This is a genomic window from Microbispora sp. H11081, from assembly GCF_012999535.1.
Classification (GTDB): Bacteria; Actinomycetota; Actinomycetes; order Streptosporangiales; family Streptosporangiaceae; genus Microbispora.
The window spans coordinates 1-21273 of the sequence record NZ_JABBWV010000020.1 but is presented as its reverse complement, the minus strand read 5'-3'; the positions used below and the strand labels follow the sequence as shown (position 1 = coordinate 21273).

The window sequence follows — 21273 nt, the reverse complement described above, 5'->3', positions numbered from 1 at the left end:
TGTCATATCTGTCGGCTGCGTATCTGTCGGCTGCTGGACACTCGGCCGCGGCTATCTCAGGCCGCCGACGGACAGTCCGCCGCGCCAGTGCCGCTGGAGGGTGAAGAAGGCGATGACGAGCGGGATCACCGACACGAGAGCGCCCAGGATGATGAGGCTCCAAAGGGAGGTACTACCCGAGTTGTTCGCCGAGGCGATCCCCTGCCAGAGGCCGAGCCCGACGGTGACGGGGAAGAGGCGGTTGTCGGAGAGCATGGCGAGCGGCAGGAAGTAGTTGTTCCAGGACGCCACGGCGGACAGCAGCAGCACCGTGACCACCGCCGGCCGCATCAGCGGGAAGGCGACCTGGAGGAACGTCCGCAGTTCGCCCGCGCCGTCGACCCGCGCCGCGTCCAGGATCTCGTCGGGAACCGCGTCCCGCGCGTACACGTGCATCAGGTAGACGCCGAACGGGTTGAGCAGCGACGGGAGGATCACCGCCCAGATCGTGTTCGTCAGGCCGAGCCCGGAGAACATCATGAACGTGGGGATCACCAGCGCGGTCGCCGGCACCATCAACGCGCCCAGCAGGACGGAGAAGCTGAAGCGCCTGCCGGCGAAGCGGTACTTCGCGAATCCGTAGCCGGCCATGACGGCCAGGATCGTGGCCCCGATCCCGCCCGCGAACGCGTACAGCGTGGAGTTGAGTATCCACCTGCCGTAGATGCCGCCGTCGTAGGTGAACAGCCGCTGGAGGTTGCCGATGTAGTCGATCTCGCCGGCGAACCACAGGGTGTTGCTGCCGCCGAACAGGCCGGGGGCGTCCTTGGAGCTGTTGACGATGACCCACCAGAACGGCACCAGGAAGTACACGACCAGGAAGCCGAGGAAGATCTGCAGGGGGAGGTGGCGCTGGGCACGGCGGCGTGCGCCGGCGCGGGAGCTGCCGGTCATCAGAAGAAGCTCCTCCGCTTGCGGGTGAAGAACAGGAAGGCGTAGACGCAGACGAACACGACCCCGCCGAGCGCGAAGGAGATCGCCGATCCGTAGTTGAAGTTCGCGAGCCCGAACGCCTGCTGGTACGCATACATGTTGGGGGTGAATCCCGGTGCGATCGTGCCGGCCGCGAGGTATCTCAGGATCTGTGGTTCGTTGAAGAACTGCAGGGTGCCGATGAGCGAGAAGACCAGGATCAGGAGCAGCGCGGGGGCGATCAGCGGGATCTTGATCCGCAGCGCGATCTGCCATTTGCCTGCGCCGTCCATGCGGGCGGCCTCGTAGAGCGTCGGGTCGATGCCCTGGAGCGCCGCGTACAGGATGATCATGTAGTAACCGGCCCACTGCCAGGTCACGACGTTGACCAGGCCGTAGAAGATCAGGTTCTTGCTGAAGAAGTCGGGCGCGGGCGCGCCGAACAGGCCGAAGATGTCGGTGAGCGGCCCGAAGCTCTTGCTGTACAGGAACCCCCACATGACCGCCCCGATGACCGTGGGAATCGCGTAGGGAAGGAAGATCATGAGGCGGGAGAACCGGGTGAACAGCGAGGTCACGGCGTCCACGATGAGGGCCATCGCGAGCGCGACGAGGATCTGCAGCGGGATCGCGACCAGGGAGAAACGGACGACGAACCACACACCGGACAGGAATGTCGGGTCGGTGAACGCCTTCACGTAGTTGCCAAGGAAGACGAAGCTGGTGCCGCCGATCAGCTTCTTCTGCCACAGGCTGAGATACAGCGCGTACGCGAGCGGCGCGATGAGCAACGCCAGGAAGACGAGCCAGAACGGCCCCACGAAGACCCACCCCATCAGGTGCTCGCGAAGTCGCACCTTGCCGCGGATCTTGGGCGCTTTCTCCTGAGTGCTCGCTGCGCTCTCCTTGACCAGGAGGGTCATTGTGGGCTCCGGGGAGGTCGATGCCGGGGGGTACGGTTGGGTGGGCCGGAGACACCCGGCCCACCCGCGTGTGTCACTGGACGGTGAAGCCTTGCTCCTTGGCGTAGCCCACCACGTCCTCCTGGAGCCGGTCCGCTGCCTGCGCACCGCTGACGGAGCCGTCGATGACCGCGCTGATCTGCTTCGTCATGGCGTCGAAGTAGTACTGGCCGAACGGGGCGTAGGTCATGCCCTTGTAGGCGTTCGCCGCCGGGACGTAGACCTCCTTGTTCGCCTGCTGGCCGTCGAAGAACCCCACCTTCAGGTCCACGAACTCGGAACTGTTGAGCGCCTTGAGGTTCAGCGGGAAGATGATCTGGTTGGTCCAGCCGTCGGTGAGCGACTCGTCGTCGGCGTATAAGCCGTACGCCACCTTCGCCGCGAGTTCTGGGTTCTTCGCCTGGCTCGTCACCGAGAAGGCCGACCCGCCCCAGTTCACCTGCACCGGGTTGGCGGAATCCCACTGCGGGAGCGGCGCCACCGCCCACTTGCCGGTGTCCTCGCCCTTGCCGACGCCCGCGCCGGTGAGGTAGCCGGGCGCCCACGCCGCCGAGATGTACGTCGCGTACTTACCGTTGACCACACCGGCGATGTACTCAGGCGTGAACTGGTCCTGCGTCCCGACCAGGCCCTTCTTGGCGAGGCCTCCCCAGTAGTCGAGCACTTCCTTGGACGCCTGGTCGTTCAGCTTGATGCCGATCGACTCGGGCTGCGCCGGATCGTAGGTGTACGGAGAGGCGCCCTTCTGGATCTGCAGCGCCATCATGACGGCCGGCACGTTCGCGCCCAGGTCGCCGAACAGCGGGCCTCCCGCGTCCTTCACCTTCTGCGCCGCCTGCTCGTACTCGGCCCACGTCTTCGGCGGCGTGATCTTGTACTTGTCGAAGACGTCCTTGCGGTAGATCATCGCCATCGGGCCGCCGTCGACCGGCACGCCGTAGACCGCGCCGCCGATCGAGACGTCCTTCCACGCGCCGTCGCTGTAGTTCGCCTTCACCGCGTCGAAGCCGTACTGCTTGATGTCGACGAGCGCCTTCTGGATCTGGAAGGTCGGGATCCGGTCCGCCTCGATCATGATCACGTCGGGGGCTCCGGTGCCCGCCGAGATGGCCGTCTGGAACTTGTCGTACTCGTCACCGCCCTGGCCGACGTTGGTCCAGCAGACCTGCACCTCGTTGTTCTGCTTGTTGAAGTTGTCGACGACGAGCTGCATGTTGGGGTACCAGCCCCAGAAGGTCACGACCGGCAGGTCCTTCTTGCTGATCGTGTTCGTGCAGTTGCTCGCGTTGTTCCCGCCCGCGTCGTTCGCGGCCGGGGCGCTGCCACCCGCGGCGCCGCCACCCCCTCCAGCGTCGGGGGCACAGGCGGCGAGGGCACTCGCGGCAGCGAGCATGGCCGCCGTGACGAGCAGTCTTTTCGTCTTCATTGACATGATCTCCCCTTCGGGGTCACAGCGCACGAGGGTCCATGCGCCGCCGCTGAGGCCGGGCGATCGGCCGGTGCGGGACGCGGATGCCGGACCCGCGCCCCACACCTCGTGCCGATCTTCGATGTGAGCGCTCACACGCCCACGTGCTTGGCGGTCCTGGTCAGCGCTTGAACAAGCGCGGCGCCAGGTCGATGAGGTTCTTCTGCCACACGTCCCAGCCGTGCGGCCCGGGGGTGACCCCGTCGAACTCGTAGCGGACGCCGAGGCTGTCCATCGTGGTCAGCCCCGCCATGAACGACGGATAGACGAAGTCGGTCACATCGCCGACGTACATGCGCAGCAGCTTGGTGCCGTTGTTGATCGCCGCCACGTCGACGCCCGCGCTGCCGCCGAACCCGGCCGAGAACGCCGCGATGTAGGCGAACCGGCCGGGGTACGCCTTGAGCACCCCGATCGTCTGTCCACCGCCCATCGAGAGGCCGGCCAGGGCCTGCTGCGACGGGTCGCTTGAGATGTTGTAGCGGGCGCGGGCCGCGGGAACGATGTTCTCCAGCAGTTCCCTGGTGAAGTTGGAGCTGTTGCCGTTGCCCATCACGACGACCATCGGCACCAGATCCCCGTCGAGGAACTGGTTGTCGAGGATCTGCTTGGCTCGGCCCATCTCGACCCAGTCGGTGTAGCTCTGGCCGCTGCCGTGCTGGAGGTAGAAGACGGGGTACGGCTCCGCGCGGTCCGGATCATAGCCAGGCGGGGTCCACACCAGCGCGGTCCTGTCCTGGTTCGCCACCGTGCTGCGGTACGTCAGGCTCTCGACGTTCCCGCCCTGACCCGCGGGAACGTCCGACAGCAGGCGTGCCCTCTCGCCGGGGACGAGGAAGGTGCTCCAGGCCGGTTCGGAGGTCACCTTCGTCGGGTTGGAGGCGTCCTTGACCGCGACCCGGTCCACGATGAGCCGGTAGTAGTAGAACCACGGCTCGAACGGGCCGACGGTCGCCCGCCACCGGTCGCCGTCGCGGGACAGCGGGACGCGCAGCCAACTCCCGCCGGGAGCGATGTTCGCCCACACCGTGACGTGCTTGGCGTCCTTGAAGTCCGTCGTGGTCTCGAAGGTGACGAAGCCGTCCTTCACGAACGGCGTCGGGGTGGTGCCTGCCGCCGGTGGGCTGAACTCGCCCTTCAGCGGCCCGTGCCCGGCGCTCGGACCATGCTCCGGCGTCGTGCGGAACAGCCGCGGCAGGAAATCGGCCAGGTTCTCCTGCCAGGCGGTCCAGTTCGCCCCGCCGTCCGGGTTGACCCCGTCGAACTCGTACTCGATGCGCGCGCGGTCCAGCGCCTTCGTCAGGCGGACCGTCGCGTTGTACGCGGGATCGGTCACGTTCCCGGTGTACAACCGCAGCAGCTTGACACCGGGATTCGGCCCGGGACCTGGCTTCCCGCCGGCGACCTCCGTGAGGAGGCCGGAGAACGAACCGGCGTACGCGAACTCGCCCGGCTTGGCCAGCGCGGCGCGCAACGCCTGCGACCCGCCCTCCGCCACCCCGGCGATCGCCTGGTGCTCCCGGTCACGATGGACGCGGTAGGCGTCACCGACCGCCTTGCGGAGGTCCTTGAGTCCCTTGTCGTCGTCAGGTCCGCGACCATCGGTGATCACGACTACCATCGGCTCGATGGCGCCGCCGGCCGACAGGTTGTCGAGGATCTGCCTGGCACGACCGAGGTCGAGCCAGTCGCCGGCGCTCCGGTCCGCACCGGACTGCAGGTACAGCACCGGATACGGCTTGCCGCCCGCGGCCGAGTATCCCGGCGGCGTCCAGACCAGAGCCGACCGCTCCTCTTTCCTGACCTGGTAGGTCAGGGTCTCGACCCTGCCGCCCTGCCCCTCGGGCGCGTCCGCCAGCAGGCGGGCCGAGTCACCCGGGACGAGGAAGGTGCTCCACAGGGGCTTGGACGCCACGGTGGTGCTGTTCGTCGGGTCCTTGAGACTCTTCGTGTCGTCGCCCGTGACCTGGTAGTAGTACAGCCCGGGCTTGAGCGGGCCGAGGACGCCCGTCCAGGCGCTGCCCCCACGGCTCAGGCCGAACTCGACCCACGTGGAGGAGGGGCCGAAGTTCCCCTCGACGACGACCTGGGACACCTGGCCCATGCCGGCCTGGACGTCCGCCGCAGGGACGCTGAACGACGCGTAGCCGTCGTCCGAGACGCTCAGCCAGGGCGTGGCCGCCGCGACCGGCCGCGGCGCGAGCACCACCGCGGTGAGCGCCATGACCCCGGCGACGATCATTGCCGGGAGCCGTCTCGCGCCCGGAGGACGCGACCTGCCGTGATACAGTGACTCGTACAGTAAGCTCATACCGAAAACTCCTTTTCATGGTCGACTGCGGGTAGGGCCGCTTAGCCGACCGTGTTTTTCGGTGCGCGTGACGCGGTTTGTGCTGTCGTACCTCCGTTCGTCATCGTGTGATGTCTTTCCTGTACGCCGGGTGCACCTGGATGGTGCACCTGTGCGTGGTCTCAGGCTCCCTGTGTGATGTGCGGTGGCGCGGTGGATCCGCGGACCACCAGCCGGGTCGGGAGCAGGATCTGGCGGGGGCCCTCCCACTCACCGGTGACCAGCGACTTCAGCATGTGGGCGGCCTCGTATCCGAGGCGGTACATCGACTGGTCCACCGTGGTCAGCGCCGGCTCGGCCAGCGCCGACTCAGGGATGTTGTCGAATCCGACCACCGACAGGTCGCCGGGAACGCCGAGCCCCAGTTCCTTCGCGACCTCCAGGACCTTCAGGGCCATCCCGTCACTCGCCGCGAAGATCGCCGTCGGCCGGTCCTGCCTTTCCAGCAACGCGCGCGCCAGCGGGATCGCGGACTCGGGATTGAAGTCCCCCCTGCCGATCAACGTCGGATCGGCCGGGACTCCCGCCTCGGCCAGCGCCCTGCGGTAACCCTCCTCACGCGACCAGGCGGCCGCGAGGCTGGACCGGCCCGCGATGAATCCGATGCGCCGGTGGCCGAGGCCGAGCAGGTGCTCCACCACCTCAGTGGCGCCGGCGAGATTGTCGGCCGTCACGGACGGCACCGTCGAGTCCCGCACCGGATCGATGACGACGACGGGAGTGCTGCTCCGCACCTCGCCCCACGGCGTGACCACGATGCATCCGTCCGTGAGCGTGCCCGACAGCCGGGTGAGGTGCCGCTGCTCCCAGCCTTCCGAGTAGGTCCCGTAGAGATCGCTGTTGGCGTAGATGATCAGGTCGAACCCCGACTGGGACAGGCTCTCCATCACACCCTTGAGCACCTCGGCCGTATAGGACTGGAAGCTGTGGGTCACCAGGCCGAGGACGTTGGTGCGGCTGCGGCGCAGACTCGTCGCCACGAGACTCGACTCGTAGCCCAGTCGTTCGATGGCGGAACGGACCTGCGCGATGGTGCTGGCACTGACGCCGTAACGCCCGTTGACCACCCGCGACACCGTCGCGGTCGAGACGCCCGCGAGACGCGCGACGTCGCTCATCGTCACCGGCGTAGCGCCGTCGGCCATGCCACCCTCTCTATGTTGCAATCGTTATCGGTTACGTTTCCAACGTTTAACGTAGGCGATAACTAATGCCAACACAAGACCCATTTCGGGCTTGTCAGCTCGCGGCCCTGTGTCCGAAAAAGAGGTGGCGGGATCGCTCGGATTCCCCCGTCTCACCTGCCGTTCCGTCATCTCGGCCGCGTGAGCGCAGGCGGCGCTTCCACGACGCTGACGGTGCCCGTGTAGGCCTTTCGGACCTCGGACCCGTCCGCGCCGCCGGTTACGGCGAACGCGCCCGCGAGGGTAAGAGCGCCGGAGGAGAAACCGACATAGACCTCAATATGTCCGGCTTCTACGGTGTAGTCCATGGCGCGGTCGTAGAAACCGAGCTGACCTGTCGGCAGGCCGAACCGTACGGCGGTCCGCCGCCCCGGATCCGCGCCCACGCGGGCGAAGCCCTTCAGCTCCAGCACCGGCCGGGTGACCGACGCCTGCGGGTCCCTGATGTAGAGCTGGACGACCTCCTCGCCCGCGCGATCTCCCGTGTTGGCCACGGTGACCTCCACGGTGACGCTGCCACCCGCGGTCACCTCCGCGCGGTCCAGCGCGGCGTGTTCGACGACGAACGGGGCGTACCCGAGCCCGTGTCCGAAGGGGTATCGCGGGCCGACGGGCGAATCGACGTAGTCGCCGTGCCAGTGCGACCGCCCGCCGGAGACCTTGTGCGCGTAGAAGACGGGCAGCTGGCCCACGGAGCGCGGGTAGGAGATGGGCAGCTTCCCGCTCGGGTTCACCTCGCCGAGCAGCACCTCGGCGATCGCCCGCGCCCCGGTCTGCCCGGGCAGCCAGGCCAGCAGCACCGCCGCGCACTCCTCGTGCAGGAAGTCGCCGCCGACCGGCCGGCCGGCGACCAGCACCGCCACGACGGGGGTGCCGGTGGCCGCGACGGCGCGGACCAGGTCCTCCTGGACGCCGGGCAGCTCCAGGCTCGACCGGTCCCTCGACTCCCCCGTCGTAGCCCTGGTCGTCAGCCCGGAACGGTCCCCGAGGACCAGCACCGCGACATCGGCGGCCGCGGCCGCCGCGACCGCCTCGTCGAAACCCGCCCTCGACGTGTCGATCACGTCGCACCCGGGCGCGTAGCGCAGCCGGTCGCCCAGGCGGGCCGCGAGCTCGTCGCGCACCGTGGGCACCCCGTCCGTGCTCTCCTCCATCTCGAGGTCGTCGGGCACCGTCATCGCCTGGCCGAGCAGGCCCTTGCGCTCACGGGCCTCCAGCAACGACTCGACGTGCGCCGCGAAGGAGTAGTCACCGAGCAGATGCCGGGCGTTGTCGGCGTTCGGCCCGATGAGGGCGACCGTGCCGGCGCCGGGCCGCAACGGCAGGACGCCGTCGTTCTTGAGCAGGACGAGGCTGCGGCGAGCCGTCTCCAGCGCCACCTCCCGGTGCCGCTCGGCGTTCACCGTCGCCGCGACCGCCGTCTCGTCGACGTAAGGGTTCTCGAACAGGCCGAGCTCGAACTTGTGCCGCAGGAGCCGTGCGACCGCTTCGTCCAGCTCCGCCTCGCCGACCTCGCCGGCGTCCAGCGCGCCTGCCAGCGCCTCCGCGTACGCGTCCGTCGCGGGAAGCTCGACGTCGGTGCCCGCGGTGAGCGCGGAGACCGCCGCCCGCCGCTTGTCCTCGGCGAAGCGGTGGTAGGAGTGGAGATCGTCGACGGCGAAGTAGTCCGACACGACGGTGCCCGTGAAGCCCCACTCGCCGCGCAGGACGTCGGTGAGCAACTCCCGGTTGGCATGGCAGGGGATCCCGTCCAGCTCGTGGTATCCGGCCATCACCGACCGAAGGCCCGCCTCGCGGACCGCCGCCTCGAACGGATACAGATACACCTCCCGCAGCAGGCGGGGCGGCAGGTGCGCGGGCGCCCAGTTCAGCCCGCCCTCGGACGCGCCGTAGCCGACGAAGTGCTTGGCCGTCGCGATGACGCCGTCCGCCGGAGAGTCGCCCTGGAGGCCCCGGACGAACGCCACGCCCATGCGGGACACCAGGTAGGGGTCCTCCCCGTAGGTCTCCTCGGTGCGGCCCCATCGCGGGTCCCGCACCACGTCGAGCACCGGCGAGAGCCCCTGGTGGCCGCCCATCGCGCGCATCTGCGCGCGTACGGCGTCCGCCAGTCGCCGGTTGAGCTCGGGCTCCCAGGTGCTCGCGACGCCGATCGCCTGGGGGAAGATCGTCGCCTCGCGCGCCATCACGCCGGAGCACACCTCTTCATGCACGATCGCGGGGATCCCCAGCCGGGTCCGCGTCACCAGGAACCGCTGGATCGCGTTCGCCACCCGCGCCACCTGGGCGGCCCTGAGATTGGTGGCCCCGGCGATCCGGGTGACGTGCCCGAGGCCGTGGCGGAGCACCGCCCGCGCCCGCTCCTCGGAGTACTCGCCCCCGTCGATCAACGAGAACGCCCAGACGCTGCCGAGCTGCGCGAGCTTCTCCTCTCTGGTCATCCGGCCGAGCAGATCCGCCACGCGCTCTCCCACGGGAGCGGCCGGATCGGTGTAGATCGCCCCGGACTCCTGACGCACGTTTGTCACCCGATCCCCCATTCATTGCAAACGTAATCGGTAACGTTTACAACGCCACCGTCGCCGATTCACAATGACTTGTCCAGAGTTCGCATTGGAGCGGCCCGGACCGATGCCCGAGGTCGAGTACGTCACGACGGAAGGGAAACCCGGAGTGCACATCGTTAGGTATCGGCGGCCGGCCGACCACCGCCCGCGCGTCGCGGTGGCGAACGACGGCGTCCTGTCCACCCTGCCGGTCGACGGCGTCTGGGAGCTCCTGCAGCAGCCGAAGGACGAGATCGAACGGATCTGCGCGGAGGCCGCTCCCGACGGCCTGGTCAGCGAGGTGCGGCTGCTCGCGCCCGTGGACGGCGCCATCGAGGTCTGGGCCTCCGGTGTGACCTACCTGCGCTCCAGGGACGCGCGCGTGGAGGAGAGCGCGCTCAAGTCCGTCTACGAACTGGTCTACGACGCCGAGCGTCCCGAGCTGTTCTTCAAGTCGCCCGCCTGGCGGGTGGTCACCGACGGCGAACCCGTCGGCATCCGCTCCGACTCGGCGCTCAACGTTCCCGAGCCCGAACTGGCGCTCGTGGTCAACCGGTTCGCGGAGATCGTCGGCTACGTCGTCTGCAACGACATGAGCTCACGGTCGGTGGAGGGCGAGAACCCGCTCTATCTGCCGCAGGCCAAGACGTACGCCGGCGCGTGCGCGCTCTCCGCCGGGATCAGGCCCGCGTGGGAGATCGACGCCACCGACCTCGCCATCCGCCTGACCGTCACCCGCGAGGGCACGGTCGTCTGGGACGGCACGACCTCCACCAGCCAGATCAAGCGCCCGTTCACCGAACTGACCGCCTATCTGTTCCACTCGGAGAACCATCCCCACGGGGCCGTGCTCTCCACCGGGACCGGCCTCGTGCCCGAACTCGACTTCCGGTTGCACGCGGGCGACCTCGTCACCGTGGCCATCGAGGACGTCGGCGCGCTCCGCAACCGGGTCGTCGTGGGCAAGGACCACTTCGGCTTCCTGACGCCCCCCTGACGCTCCCTGACGCCCCATTGATGCGGCGACGGCTCACGGCGTCCTGAGCGACGGGGTCTCCTCCGGAGCGGGCCCCCCGCCGAGCGGAGCCACGTCGCTCCGGAAACGCGACATCCCACGCAGGAAGATCGTCGCCATCGGCACGGCGAACCCGGCGACCGCGCTGATGAGCAGCAGCGTCGAACGGCCGACCGCCGCGGCGACGGGACCGGTCAGCGTCAGGCCGAGAGGTGTCATGACCGAGGCGGCCAGCCAGTCGACGGAGGTGACCCGGGCGAGCCGCTCCGGCGGGATCTCCCTCTGGAGGTTCACCACCCACTGCACGGCGAAGATCTCCAGGCCGAGACCGGCGGCGACGTAGCACGCGTACACGAACTCCCGCGTCACCGGCCAGGCGAGCGCGAGCGGCACGACGCCGTAGAGGGCGAGCCCGGTGATCGCGGCCAGCCCCGGCCGGGCGGGCCGCCACGTCATGCCGATCAGCCCGCCCGCCAAGCCCCCGACCGAGAGCACGGCGAGGGCGGTGCCGTACACGGCGTCGCCGCCGAAGGTCTCCCGGGAGACGAGCGGCAGCAGGACCTGCGCCGGCGCGATCGTGAGCATCTGCTGGAGCGCGACGGCGACGATGACGCCCAGGACCCACCGCCGCCGTGAGACCTCGGACAGGCCGTCGCCGATCTCCCGCAGGGCCGACGCCCGCCGCGATGCCCTCACCACGGGCTCGCGCAGCGGCAGGAGCAGGGCGAGCCCGAACAGGTAGGCCGTCAGCACGGCGAGGAACCCGACCCCGGCCGACCACACCGTCACGACGTACGCCCCGATGCCGGGCCCGGTGACGGCGCCGAGCCGCCAGGAGACGGCGATCAGCGCCGCGCCGGCCGGCCGCTGCGCGGGGGTCAGCACGGAGGACAGGCACGCCTGGTACGCCGGCCGGTGGAACGCCTCCGCCGCTCCGACGAGGAAGACCAGGAGACCGAGGAACCAGGTGGAGGCCATGCCGGACAACCCGACGGCGGCCACCCCGCACTGGAAGCCCAGCGAGGCGACCATCACCGTACGGCGCGGCAGCCGGTCCGCCCACAGCCCGCCCACCAGCGCGAACACGATGATCGCGACCCACCGGCAGGTGAAGATCACCCCGACGGTCGAGGCCGTGCCGCCCGCGTCGAGCGCCGCGATGGTGACCGTGACCGGGAAGATCTGGTCGGCCGCCACCGACATCGTGAAGCTGCACCACAGCAGGCGGAACTCCCGGTTTCGCGCCAGGGAACCGTCACCGGGACGGCGCGGAAGGCCGGGCTTCCGCCAGCGACTGCGCATGGTTAGCAATGAATCCCGAGCGGGCGGAGCCCGCAAGAGCCCCGTTACGGACACCCCGTATCGGGCTTCCGTGCGGGCCTCAGAGTCTTGACAGCACGCGTGGGGCCGCTTACGTTCACGGAAGATCGCGGTTGTTACATCCAGGTAAAAATGTTAGCGCTAACACAATGAGGGAGTCTCGTCGATCGCTCGCACCACCAGCGCCACCAGCACCACCGAAGCCGCCGGTATCGCCGGTATCGCCGGTATCGCCGGTATCGCCGGTATCGCCGGTATCGCCGGTATCGCCGGCACAGCTAACACCGCCTCATGAAGCGCCCGTCTCCTGGCCCCATCACGACGACATCACCGACAACACCGCGAATCCTCACGCCAGGCATCGCCTGCCATCACCCCCACCCCGAGGAGTTTGTCGTGCCCGGAAAGCGCCGATACCCGGCGATACTCGCGACCGTCGGCGTGCTGCTCTGCGCCGCCCTCGTCCCCACCGGCGGCGTCGCGAACGCCGCCGCCGAATGGTCGCCCGAGTCGTCGTACACGTCGGCGGACAGGGGCGACGGCACGTACTCCGTCCCGATCCTGCGCTCCGACGTGCCGGATATCAGCGTGGAGCGCGTCCCCGCCGCGGAGCACAAGGAGCACAGGGACGTCTACTACATGATCAGCACGACGATGCACCTGAGCCCCGGCGCGCCGATCATGAAGTCCTACGACCTCGTCAACTGGCAGATCGCCGGCTACGTGTTCGACCGGGCGGACATCGGTGACGCGTTCTCCCTGCGCAACGGGCAGAACTCGTACGGCCAGGGCCAGTGGGCGTCGTCGCTCCGCTACCACGACGGCAGGTACTACGTCGTCTTCAACACCAACAACCTCGGCGGCGCCTACCTCTACAGCACCGACGACATCGAGAACGGGAAGTGGACGCGCACGCCGCTCGGCCGGGGCCTGCACGACCCGTCGCTCTTCTTCGACGACGACGGCACGCCGTACATCTTCTACGGCTCGGGCAGCACGAGCGCCGTCCGCCTCAAGTCCGACATGTCAGGCATCGACAGGGACTTTCCGAGCATCTTCACGGCGAACGACTACGCCGGCAAGCCGTTCATCGGCGGACTGTTCGAAGGCGCCCAGGTCTTCCACATCAACGGCTACTACTACGTGGTCATCATCACCTGGCCGTCCGGGCAGGGACGCCAGGTCGTCATGTTCCGCTCCAAGGACCTGCTCGGGCGCTACACCTCCGTGGACGGCTCGAACACCTACGAGGCGCGCGGGGTGCTCAACTCCAACGGCTTCGCCCAGGGCAGCCTCGTCCCGATCTCGCGCGCGGGCGGCGCGACCGACTGGTACGGCATGTTCTTCCGCGACACGTTCCCGATCGGGCGCATCCCCGCGCTCATCCCCGCGACGTGGCAGGACGGCTGGCCGACGTTCGGCGGCAACGGGGTCGTGCCGGTGGACGGCACGTTCCCCAAGCCGATCACGCTCAGCCCGCAGGAGGAGACGTTCGAGCGGCAGAAGAGCATCGTCGCCTCCGACGACTTCGCCAACGACGCCCCGCACATGCCGTACATGGACGAGACGTGGACGGTCCCGGCACCGCCCACGTACGACGAGTCGCTCATCGGCGTCGAACTGCTCCAGAACCCCGGCTTTGAGGCCGGCTCGGTCTCGCCGTGGGGCACGCAGTACGGCGCGACGATCAGCCGTGACACGACCGACCCGGCCTCGGGGTCGGCGGCGCTGAAGGTGAGCGACCGCACGCTCAACGGCTCCGGCCCCAACCAGAACCTCAACGGCAAGATGCAGCGCGGCGTGACCTACACCGTGTCCGCCAGGATCAAGTACACCTCCGGCCCGAGCAGCATCCGCTTCAACCTCGTCGCGGACTGGGGCGCCGGCGTCCAGACGATGACGTCGGGGAACGTTCCCGCCGGTCAGTGGACGACCGTGTCCGGCCGCTACACCGTCCCGGCGACGGCGAACGTGGACAACTTCAAGTTCGCGGTGGAGACGCCGTGGGCCAACCCCCAGCCGGCGTCGTCCAGCGTGGAGTATCTGGTCGACGACGTCTCGATCGTCGGGCAGCCGGTGACGATCGAGAGCCCGTCCGAGGAGGAGATCGCCCCCAACGGATCGCGGCTGGACCCGGTGTGGCAGTGGAACCACGCCCCCGACAACCGCTACTGGTCGCTCACCGACCGGGACGGATGGCTGCGGCTGACGACCGGCAAGGTGGTCACCGGCGCGTACGTTTACACCAAGCTCTCCGGCCGGGACGAGCTCGCCTGGTTCGAGGAGGCGCGCAACACGCTCTCGCAGCGTACGTTCGGACCTCGGCAGTCCGTCGAGACCAAGATGGACATCTCCGGCATGAAGAACGGTGACGTCGCGGGCCTCGCCGCCTACAACCGCGGGTTCTCGTACGCCGCCGTCAAGCGCGTCGACGGCCAGAACACGCTGGGCGTCGTCAACCGCGGGCAGCCGTTCGCGGCCGACCTGAACCAGGCGACGCTGGAGAGCTTCGTGCCGGGCACGACGGTGCCGCTGGGAGACGCCACCGAGGTGTACGTCAAGGCGGACCTCGACTTCAGCTCGCCGGTCGGCCAGCTGTGGACGACCTTCTACTACAGCCTCGACGGGCTGGAATGGACCCCGCTGGGCGGCCGCGTCGGCCCGCAGACGCTGGACGGCAGCCTCTCCCACTTCATGGGACACCGGGTCGGCCTGTTCAACTACGCGACGCGGGAGAAGGGCGGGCACGTCGACTTCGACTACTACCTGCTCAGCGACACGCTGACCGCGCAGAACAAGCCGCTCGACACGAGCGCGCTCGACGCCGCCATCGCGTACGCCGAGACGCTCGACGAGCGCGACTACCCTGCCGATGCCTGGACGGCGGCGCGGGACGCGCTCGCCGACGCCAAGGCGGCACGGGCCGGACGGTTCGGCACCCAGAACCAGATCGACGCGCCGGAGCGGGCGCTCAGCTTCCAGCTCGCCCGGCTCGGCACGCTCAAGACCGCCACGCCGGAGGTCGAGCTGACCGTGACGGCCTCCTCCCGCTGCATCGGCTCGTCCGCGTACGTCGCGGTCACCGCCGTCAACAACGCCGAGGCGCCGGCCACGATCACCCTCACCACCCCGTACGGCTCCACGACCGTGGCCGACGTGGCCCCGGGCAAGCAGGCGTACCAGTCCTTCAACACCCGCGCAGGACAGATCGACGCGGGCACGGCCACCGTGACCGCGACCGCGACCATCGGCGGCACGCGGGTCACCTCGTCCTACGACACGCCCTACACCGCGGCCGCCTGCCGCTGACACCCCCGCGGTGGCCTCGGTCCCCACGACGAGGCCACCACCCCGGCACAAAGGAGATATCGCGTGTTGCAGCGTGTTCGAAGGACGACCAGGCGGCGGATCGCCGCCCTGGCGGTGGCCGGCGCCATGCTGGCCACCGGGGTCGCCGCGCCGGCGGGGCCGGTCCAGGCCGCCGCCACGAACATCATCGTGAACGGCGGGTTCGAGGACGGCCTCACCGGCTGGTTCACCAACAACGGGAACGCGACCGACGGCGCGACGCTGTCGCCCACGACGGACGCGTACACGGGATCGAGCGCCGTGCTCGTCACCGAGCGCAAGACGACCGGCTCCGGTCCGATGCAGGACCTGTCCGGCAAGGTGCAGGCCGGCAAGACGTACGCCATCACGGCGCGGGTGAAGTACGAGAACCCGAGCAGCCCGGCGACCAAGCAGTTCTTCGCCACCATGCACTACGGCGGCTCCACCTACACGAACGTCGGCACGGTGACCGTGGCGCGCGGGCAGTGGGGGCTCATCCAGGGCACGTTCACGATCCCCGCGAGCCAGAGCGTCACGACCGCCAGGCTCTTCCTCGAGACGCCCTGGACGTCGAACCCGGCGAGCGACCCGAACACCCACCTGATGGATTTCAAGGCCGACGACGTGTCCGTCGCGGAGTTCACCCCGTCGACGACCATCGAGGCGCTCGGCAAGAACCCCGGCGAGGGCAACCCGCTCATCTCCCACAAGTTCGGCGCGGACGGCAACGCCTTCGTCCACGACGGCCGCGTGTACATCTACATGACCAACGACACCCAGGAGTACAAGCCGGGTCCCACCGGGGTCTCCCCCACGAACACGTACGCCGGGATCAACACCATCACGGTGATCTCGTCCGACGACCTCGTGAACTGGGTCGACCACGGCGAGATTCCCGTCGCGGGCTCGGGCGGCGTCGCCCGCTACGCGGGCAACTCCTGGGCCCCCGCCATGGAGAGCAAGGTCGTCGACGGCAAGGAGAAGTTCTTCCTGTACTTCGCCAACAGCGGCGGCTCCTCGGGCGTCATCGTCGGCGACACGCCGGTCGGCCCGTGGCACGACGAGCGCGGCAGCCTGCTCATCACGAGCTCGACGCCGGGCGCGTCCAACGGCATCAACTGGCTGTTCGACCCGGGCGTGTTCATCGACGACGACGGCCAGGCCTACCTCTACTTCGGCGGCGGCGGTGACGACGGGACGCGCAGCGCCGAGAACACCAACCACCCGAAGTCCACCCGGGTCATCAGGCTCGGCGACGACATGATCAGCACGAAGGGCTCGGCGGAGGTCATCGACGCGCCGCTCGTCTTCGAGGCCGGCCACGTGTTCAAGCGCGAGGGCAAGTACTACTACTCCTACTCGTCGAACTTCGGGTTCGGCGGCCCGATCGACCCCAACGGCCCGCCCACCGGGGCGATCGCCTACCTCATGGCCGACAGCCCGATGGGCCCCTGGACGCCCGAGACGTACAAGGGCGTCATCTTCCGCAACCCCGGCACCTACTTCGGCGCCGGCGGCAACAACCACCAGTCGGTGTTCAAGCTCGGCGACCAGTACTACTTCACCTACCACGCCCAGACCCTCAACAGCCGGATCACGGGCGGCGCCACCCAGGGCTTCCGCAGCCCGCACCTCGCCAAGCTCGACTTCAACGCCGACGGCACGATCAAGGAGGTGCGGGGCGACTACAAGGGCGTCGAGCAGGTCCGCGACCTCGACCCGTACCGCGTGATCGAGGCCGAGACGATCGCCTGGCAGCAGGGCATCGCGACGAAGAAGACCGACGGCGCGTCCGAGGAGTTCGGCGCGCAGGCGCCGAACCTCGTGCTGTACGACATCGACAACGGCGACTGGACCTCGCTCGCGAAGGTGGACTTCGGCGAGGACGGCGCCGCCCGCGTCACCGCGAAGGTGCGCCCGCTCGCGGCCGGCGGCAAGATCGAGGTTCGCCTGGACGGCCGCACCTCGCCCGTGGTCGCGACCATCCCGGTCGACGGTCCGCTCGGCGAGTGGACGAAGCCGAGCGCGACGCTCGGCGGCGTCACCGGCGTGCACGACGTGTACTTCACCTACGCCGGGCCCGGGGGCGCGGACCTCTTCGAGGTCGACTCCTGGTCCTTCGAGGCCGCCTCCTCGCCGGAGGTCGAACTGACCGTGACGGCCTCCGCCCGGTGCGTCGGCACCTCGGCGTACCTCGCCGTGACCGCCGTCAACGCCGGTGAGGTCCCCGCGACGATCACCCTCACCACCCCGTACGGCTCCAGGACCGTGGCCGACGTGGCCCCGGGCAAGCAGGCGTACCAGTCCTTCAACACCCGGGCCGGGCGGATCGACGCGGGCACGGTCACCGTGACCGGGACCGCGACGATCGGCGGCACGCAGGTCACCTCGTCCTACGACGCGGCCTACGCCGCGACGCCGGCCTCCTCCTGCGGAACCTGAGCCGGGTGCCGGCCGGCCACATGGCCGGCCGGCACCCTGCCAGAGGCCCGCAGAGACCCCAGCCGCCGAAACATTTCGGCCACGCTATCTGACTCCAGAGGGGTAGTTCACGGATTTCATGGTCGTAACGACCGAAACATTTAGAGATATGCACGCAACTTGCTATTAGACTGCGCCGTGTGACCGTTGTCGACGAGCCGTCCGCATCCGAACCAGAGCCGCTGACCCTCGCCCAACTCGCCGAGCTCGCGGGAGTGTCGAAGGCGACGGTCTCCAAGGTCGTGAACGGCCGCTCCGCGGTGGCGCCGGAGACCCGTGCGATGATCGAGGACCTCATCAGGGAGCACGGCTTCCGCAGGCAGCGACGGCGCTCAAGCCCCGCGGCCGTGATGGAGCTGGTCTTCCACGAACTGGCGGGCGACTACCCGACGGAGATCGTCCGTGGCGTCGGGAAGGTCGCCCGCGAGCACCATCTCGCCGTGGCGATCTCCGAGCTGCAGGGCAACCACACCCCCGGCGTCGACTGGCTGGAGGACGTGCTCATCCGCCGCCCGACCGGCGTCATCGCGGTCTTCTCCGACCTGACCGGCCTGCAGCGGGAACGGCTCGCCGCCCGCAGGATCCCCCTCGTCCTCCTGGACCCGACGGGCGACCCCGGCCACCGCACCCCCTCCGTCGCCGCGGGCAACTGGAACGGTGGCCTCAGCGCCACCCGCCATCTGCTGGAGCTGGGCCACCGGCGGATCGCCATCATCACCGGGCCGCCGCACGCGTTGTCCAGCCGGGCCCGTCTCGACGGATACCGCGCGGCGCTCGACACCGCCGGCGTGCGCGTCGACCCCGACCTCATCTGCCAGGGTGACTACCAGATCGAGGACGGCCTGACCCACACGCACCGCCTGCTGCGCCTGGCGAACCCGCCCACCGCCATCTTCGCCTCCAACGACGGCCAGGCCATCGGCGTCTACCACGCGGCCCACCAGCTGGGGCTGCGCGTCCCCGCCGACCTCAGCGTCATCGGGTTCGACGACATGCCCCCGACGCGCTGGACCATCCCGCCGCTGACCACGGTCCACCAGCCGCTGAGCGAGATGGCGGCGGCGGCCGCCAGGATGCTGGTGACGCTCGCCAGAGGCGAACCCCTCGCGCACAACCGTCAGGAGTTCGCCACGGCGCTCGTCGTACGCGGCAGCACCGCACCACCGGTCGCGAAAAGCATCAAGGGCATTTCCCGGTAAGTTTCGGCCGCCTTCCTCCCCAGCACGCTCGCACGCTGCGCCGATCGGATCGGGGAGTGCCGCACGTTTCCGCGGCTCCCTCGCGGACGCCTTCGACGGCCGCCGCCGCGCTGAACGTTTCAGTGGCGCCCGCTCTCCACGCGACGCGTCCGCGTCTCGCCGCGGCAGGTGGAACGGCCTGACCGCGCCGGAGGGCCAGGACGCCCGTGCGCGCGGCGCTTGACGAGGACTCTCCGCGTCGTATTTGCTCCGCGGCGGCAGAGATGGGTGGGCCGGAGGGTCAGATGTTAACGCTAACAAGACCTCGCGTCACGGCCCGACGATCCCGCCCGCCCCGCAGGGCGCCGTACGAAAGGACGATCCCGTGAAACGAAGGCTCAGAGCGATCCTGGCGGCCGCCGCCCTGCCTGTGGTGATCGCGAGCATGCTCCTGGCGGCCCAGCCGGCCACGGCCGCGTCGCTGACCCGCATCACCGGCTTCGGCAACAACCCGACCAACCTGAACATGTACCTCTACGTGCCCGACAGGGTCGCCGCCCGGCCGGCCCTGCTGGTCCTGGTCCACTACTGCGGCGGATCGGCCGGCGCCATCTTCAACGGCAACGGCCACGACTACGTCACCGCCGCCGACCGCTACGGCTACATCATCGTCGTCCCCGAAGCCACCCGCAGCGAGAAGTGCTTCGACGTGTCCACCCCCGCCGCCCTGCGGCGCGACGGCGGCGGCGACTCCACCGCCATCATGTCGATGGTCACCTACACCCGCCAGCGCTACAACGTCGACCCCGCCCGCATCGTCGTCAGCGGTTTCTCCTCCGGCGCCATGATGACCAACGTCCTGGCCGCCCAGTACCCCGACGTGTTCTCCGCCGGCTCGGCCTTCTCCGGCGTGCCCGCCGGATGCTTCGCCACCACCAACGGATCCCTGTGGAACAGCCAGTGCTCCGGCGGCAACCTCATCAAGACCGCCCAGCAGTGGGGCGACCAGGCCCGCGCCATGTATCCCGGCTACACCGGCCGCTACCCCCGCATGCAACTGTGGCACGGCACCACCGACACCACCCTCGCCTACCCCAACTTCGGCGAGGAGATCAAACAGTGGACCAACCTCAACGGCCTGAGCCAGACCCCGGCCTACACCGACCAGCCGCAGTCGTCCTGGACCCGCACCCGCTACGGCAACACCGGCACCCAGGCCACCGTCGAAGGCATCAGCATCTCCGGCATCGGCCACCAACTCCCGATGAACGGCCAGCTCGCCTACGCCATCTCCTTCCTCGGACTCGACGGCACCACACCATCCCCATCACCCAGCCCGTCGCCCAGTCCGTCGCCGTCGCCCAGCCCGTCGCCGTCACCCAGCCCTTCGCCCAGCCTGTCGCCGTCGCCGTCGCCGTCGCCGAGTAGCTCGCCGTCGCCCAGCGGCGGATCGGGCGCCTGCCGGGTCACCGCGACCGTCAACGCGTGGAACAACGGCCTGACGCAGAACATCGCCGTCACCAACACCGGCTCGTCCACCATCAACGGCTGGTCGATCGTCTTCACGCTTCCCAGCGGGCAGACGATCACCAACGGGTGGAACGCCACCTACTCGCCCACCAGCGGCCAGGTCACGGCGGCGAACGTCAGCTACAACGGCACGATCGCGCCCGGATCCACCACTGAGATCGGCTTCCAGGCCACCCACACGGGCAACGCCGCCAAGCCCACCGCGTTCACCCTCAACGGGAACCCCTGCACCGTCTCCTGACGACTCCCCCTATCCCTTGGAGATCTCCGTGCGCTTCATCAGACATCGGCGCTGGCTCGCGGCCGGGATGGCCGCGGCGCTGAGCGTCCTCGGAGTCGTGGCCGCAGGCTCCGCGCGGGCCGCCGCGGGCTGCCGGGTCACCTACACCGTGACCAGCCAGTGGCAGGGCGGCTTCGGCGCCAACGTCGACGTGGTCAACCTCGGCGACCCGGTCAACGGCTGGAGCCTGACCTGGTCGTTCCCCGCCGGGCAGACGATCAGCCAGCTGTGGAACGGCAACTACACGCAGTCGGGCGCGCAGGTCACGGTGACCAACGTCTCCTACAACGGCGGCATCTCGACCGGCGGCAGCACGTCGTTCGGCTTCAACGGCGCCTGGACCTCGTCCAACCCCGTGCCGGCGAGCTTCGCGCTGAACGGGACCACGTGCAGCGGCACCGTCACCAGCCCCTCGGCGAGCCCTAGCGCCAGCCCCAGTCCCAGCCCCAGCGCCAGCCCTTCGGCGTCGCCCTCGCCTTCGCCCTCGGTGTCCCCGCCGGTTTCGCCGTCGCCGTCCCCGTCGCCATCCCCGTCGCCGTCGCCGTCGCCGTCGGGTGGGCCGTGGCCGCCGTCGTCGACGTACACCAACCCGGTGTTGTGGGACGACCTGGCCGACATCGACATCTTCCGGGCCGGTGACACCTACTACTACTCCGCCTCGACGATGCACTACTCGCC

At 69.2% G+C, this 21273-nt stretch carries 14 protein-coding genes and 2 pseudogenes; 7 read left to right on the top strand and 9 right to left on the bottom strand.

Annotated elements, in window-relative coordinates; all coding sequences use genetic code 11:
- Positions 1–51: 51 nt before the first annotated feature.
- The 6 genes from HHX31_RS31295 to HHX31_RS31270 form a co-directional block, all read right to left on the bottom strand.
- Entirely contained in the window at positions 52–933 is an 882-nt protein-coding gene (locus HHX31_RS31295) for a carbohydrate ABC transporter permease (protein ID WP_169953016.1), read from the bottom strand.
- The gene (locus tag HHX31_RS31290) at positions 933–1874 is read right to left on the bottom strand and encodes a carbohydrate ABC transporter permease (RefSeq protein WP_169953014.1); all 942 of its coding nucleotides are present in this window, start codon (positions 1872–1874) and stop codon (positions 933–935) included. The genes HHX31_RS31295 and HHX31_RS31290 overlap by 1 nt, the downstream gene beginning before the upstream one ends.
- 73 nt (positions 1875–1947) lie before the next feature.
- The gene (locus tag HHX31_RS31285; RefSeq protein WP_169953012.1) at positions 1948–3339 is read right to left on the bottom strand and encodes an extracellular solute-binding protein; all 1392 of its coding nucleotides are present in this window, start codon (positions 3337–3339) and stop codon (positions 1948–1950) included.
- Positions 3340–3502: 163 nt separating this feature from the next.
- On the bottom strand, positions 3503–5692 hold the full coding sequence (locus HHX31_RS31280; RefSeq protein WP_169953007.1) for an esterase family protein: 2190 nt from the start codon (positions 5690–5692) through the stop codon (positions 3503–3505).
- Positions 5693–5853: 161 nt separating this feature from the next.
- Positions 5854–6876 carry a LacI family DNA-binding transcriptional regulator gene (locus tag HHX31_RS31275; protein WP_169953004.1) on the bottom strand — a complete coding sequence of 341 codons (1023 nt, stop codon included), beginning with the start codon at positions 6874–6876 and terminating at the stop codon, positions 5854–5856.
- A gap of 167 nt (positions 6877–7043) precedes the next feature.
- On the bottom strand, positions 7044–9443 hold the full coding sequence (locus HHX31_RS31270; protein WP_211590591.1) for a glycoside hydrolase family 3 N-terminal domain-containing protein: 2400 nt from the start codon (positions 9441–9443) through the stop codon (positions 7044–7046).
- Positions 9444–9546: 103 nt separating this feature from the next.
- Here HHX31_RS31270 and HHX31_RS31265 point away from each other — a divergent pair, with 103 nt between their 5' ends.
- Positions 9547–10458 carry a fumarylacetoacetate hydrolase family protein gene (locus HHX31_RS31265; protein ID WP_169952999.1) on the top strand — a complete coding sequence of 304 codons (912 nt, stop codon included), beginning with the start codon at positions 9547–9549 and terminating at the stop codon, positions 10456–10458.
- A gap of 33 nt (positions 10459–10491) precedes the next feature.
- On the opposite strand, the gene HHX31_RS31260 is transcribed toward HHX31_RS31265, so the two are convergent.
- On the bottom strand, positions 10492–11778 hold the full coding sequence (locus HHX31_RS31260; protein ID WP_169952990.1) for an MFS transporter: 1287 nt from the start codon (positions 11776–11778) through the stop codon (positions 10492–10494).
- 414 nt (positions 11779–12192) lie between these two features.
- Here HHX31_RS31260 and HHX31_RS31255 point away from each other — a divergent pair, with 414 nt between their 5' ends.
- The 4 genes and pseudogenes from HHX31_RS31255 to HHX31_RS36115 form a co-directional block, all read left to right on the top strand.
- A complete protein-coding gene (locus HHX31_RS31255; protein ID WP_211590590.1) occupies positions 12193–15105 on the top strand; it encodes a family 43 glycosylhydrolase in 2913 nt (970 codons plus the stop codon).
- A 63-nt stretch (positions 15106–15168) separates the two neighbouring features.
- Entirely contained in the window at positions 15169–17568 is a 2400-nt protein-coding gene (locus tag HHX31_RS31250) for a family 43 glycosylhydrolase (RefSeq protein ID WP_169952986.1), read from the top strand.
- A 179-nt stretch (positions 17569–17747) separates the two neighbouring features.
- Positions 17748–18806, top strand: a complete 1059-nt coding sequence (locus tag HHX31_RS31245) for a LacI family DNA-binding transcriptional regulator (protein ID WP_169952984.1) — start codon at positions 17748–17750, stop codon at positions 18804–18806.
- 424 nt (positions 18807–19230) lie between these two features.
- A pseudogene (locus tag HHX31_RS36115) lies at positions 19231–19932 on the top strand (alpha/beta hydrolase family esterase); the annotation flags it as partial.
- Between the two features lie 134 nt (positions 19933–20066).
- On the opposite strand, the gene HHX31_RS36110 reads toward HHX31_RS36115, so the two are convergent.
- The gene (locus HHX31_RS36110; protein WP_396712317.1) at positions 20067–20255 is read right to left on the bottom strand and encodes a hypothetical protein; all 189 of its coding nucleotides are present in this window, start codon (positions 20253–20255) and stop codon (positions 20067–20069) included.
- On the opposite strand from HHX31_RS36110, the gene HHX31_RS36105 reads away from it, so the two are divergent.
- Positions 20182–20556 (top strand): cellulose binding domain-containing protein, encoded by a 375-nt coding sequence (locus HHX31_RS36105; RefSeq protein ID WP_396712315.1) that lies wholly within the window; start codon positions 20182–20184, stop codon positions 20554–20556. The genes HHX31_RS36110 and HHX31_RS36105 overlap by 74 nt on opposite strands.
- 67 nt (positions 20557–20623) lie before the next feature.
- A pseudogene (locus HHX31_RS36100) lies at positions 20624–20926 on the top strand (cellulose binding domain-containing protein); the annotation flags it as partial.
- Here HHX31_RS36100 and HHX31_RS36095 read toward each other — a convergent pair.
- Positions 20878–21213 carry a hypothetical protein gene (locus HHX31_RS36095; protein WP_396712313.1) on the bottom strand — a complete coding sequence of 112 codons (336 nt, stop codon included), beginning with the start codon at positions 21211–21213 and terminating at the stop codon, positions 20878–20880. The pseudogene HHX31_RS36100 and the gene HHX31_RS36095 sit on opposite strands and share 49 nt — an antisense overlap.
- Between the last annotated feature and the right edge of the window lie 60 nt (positions 21214–21273).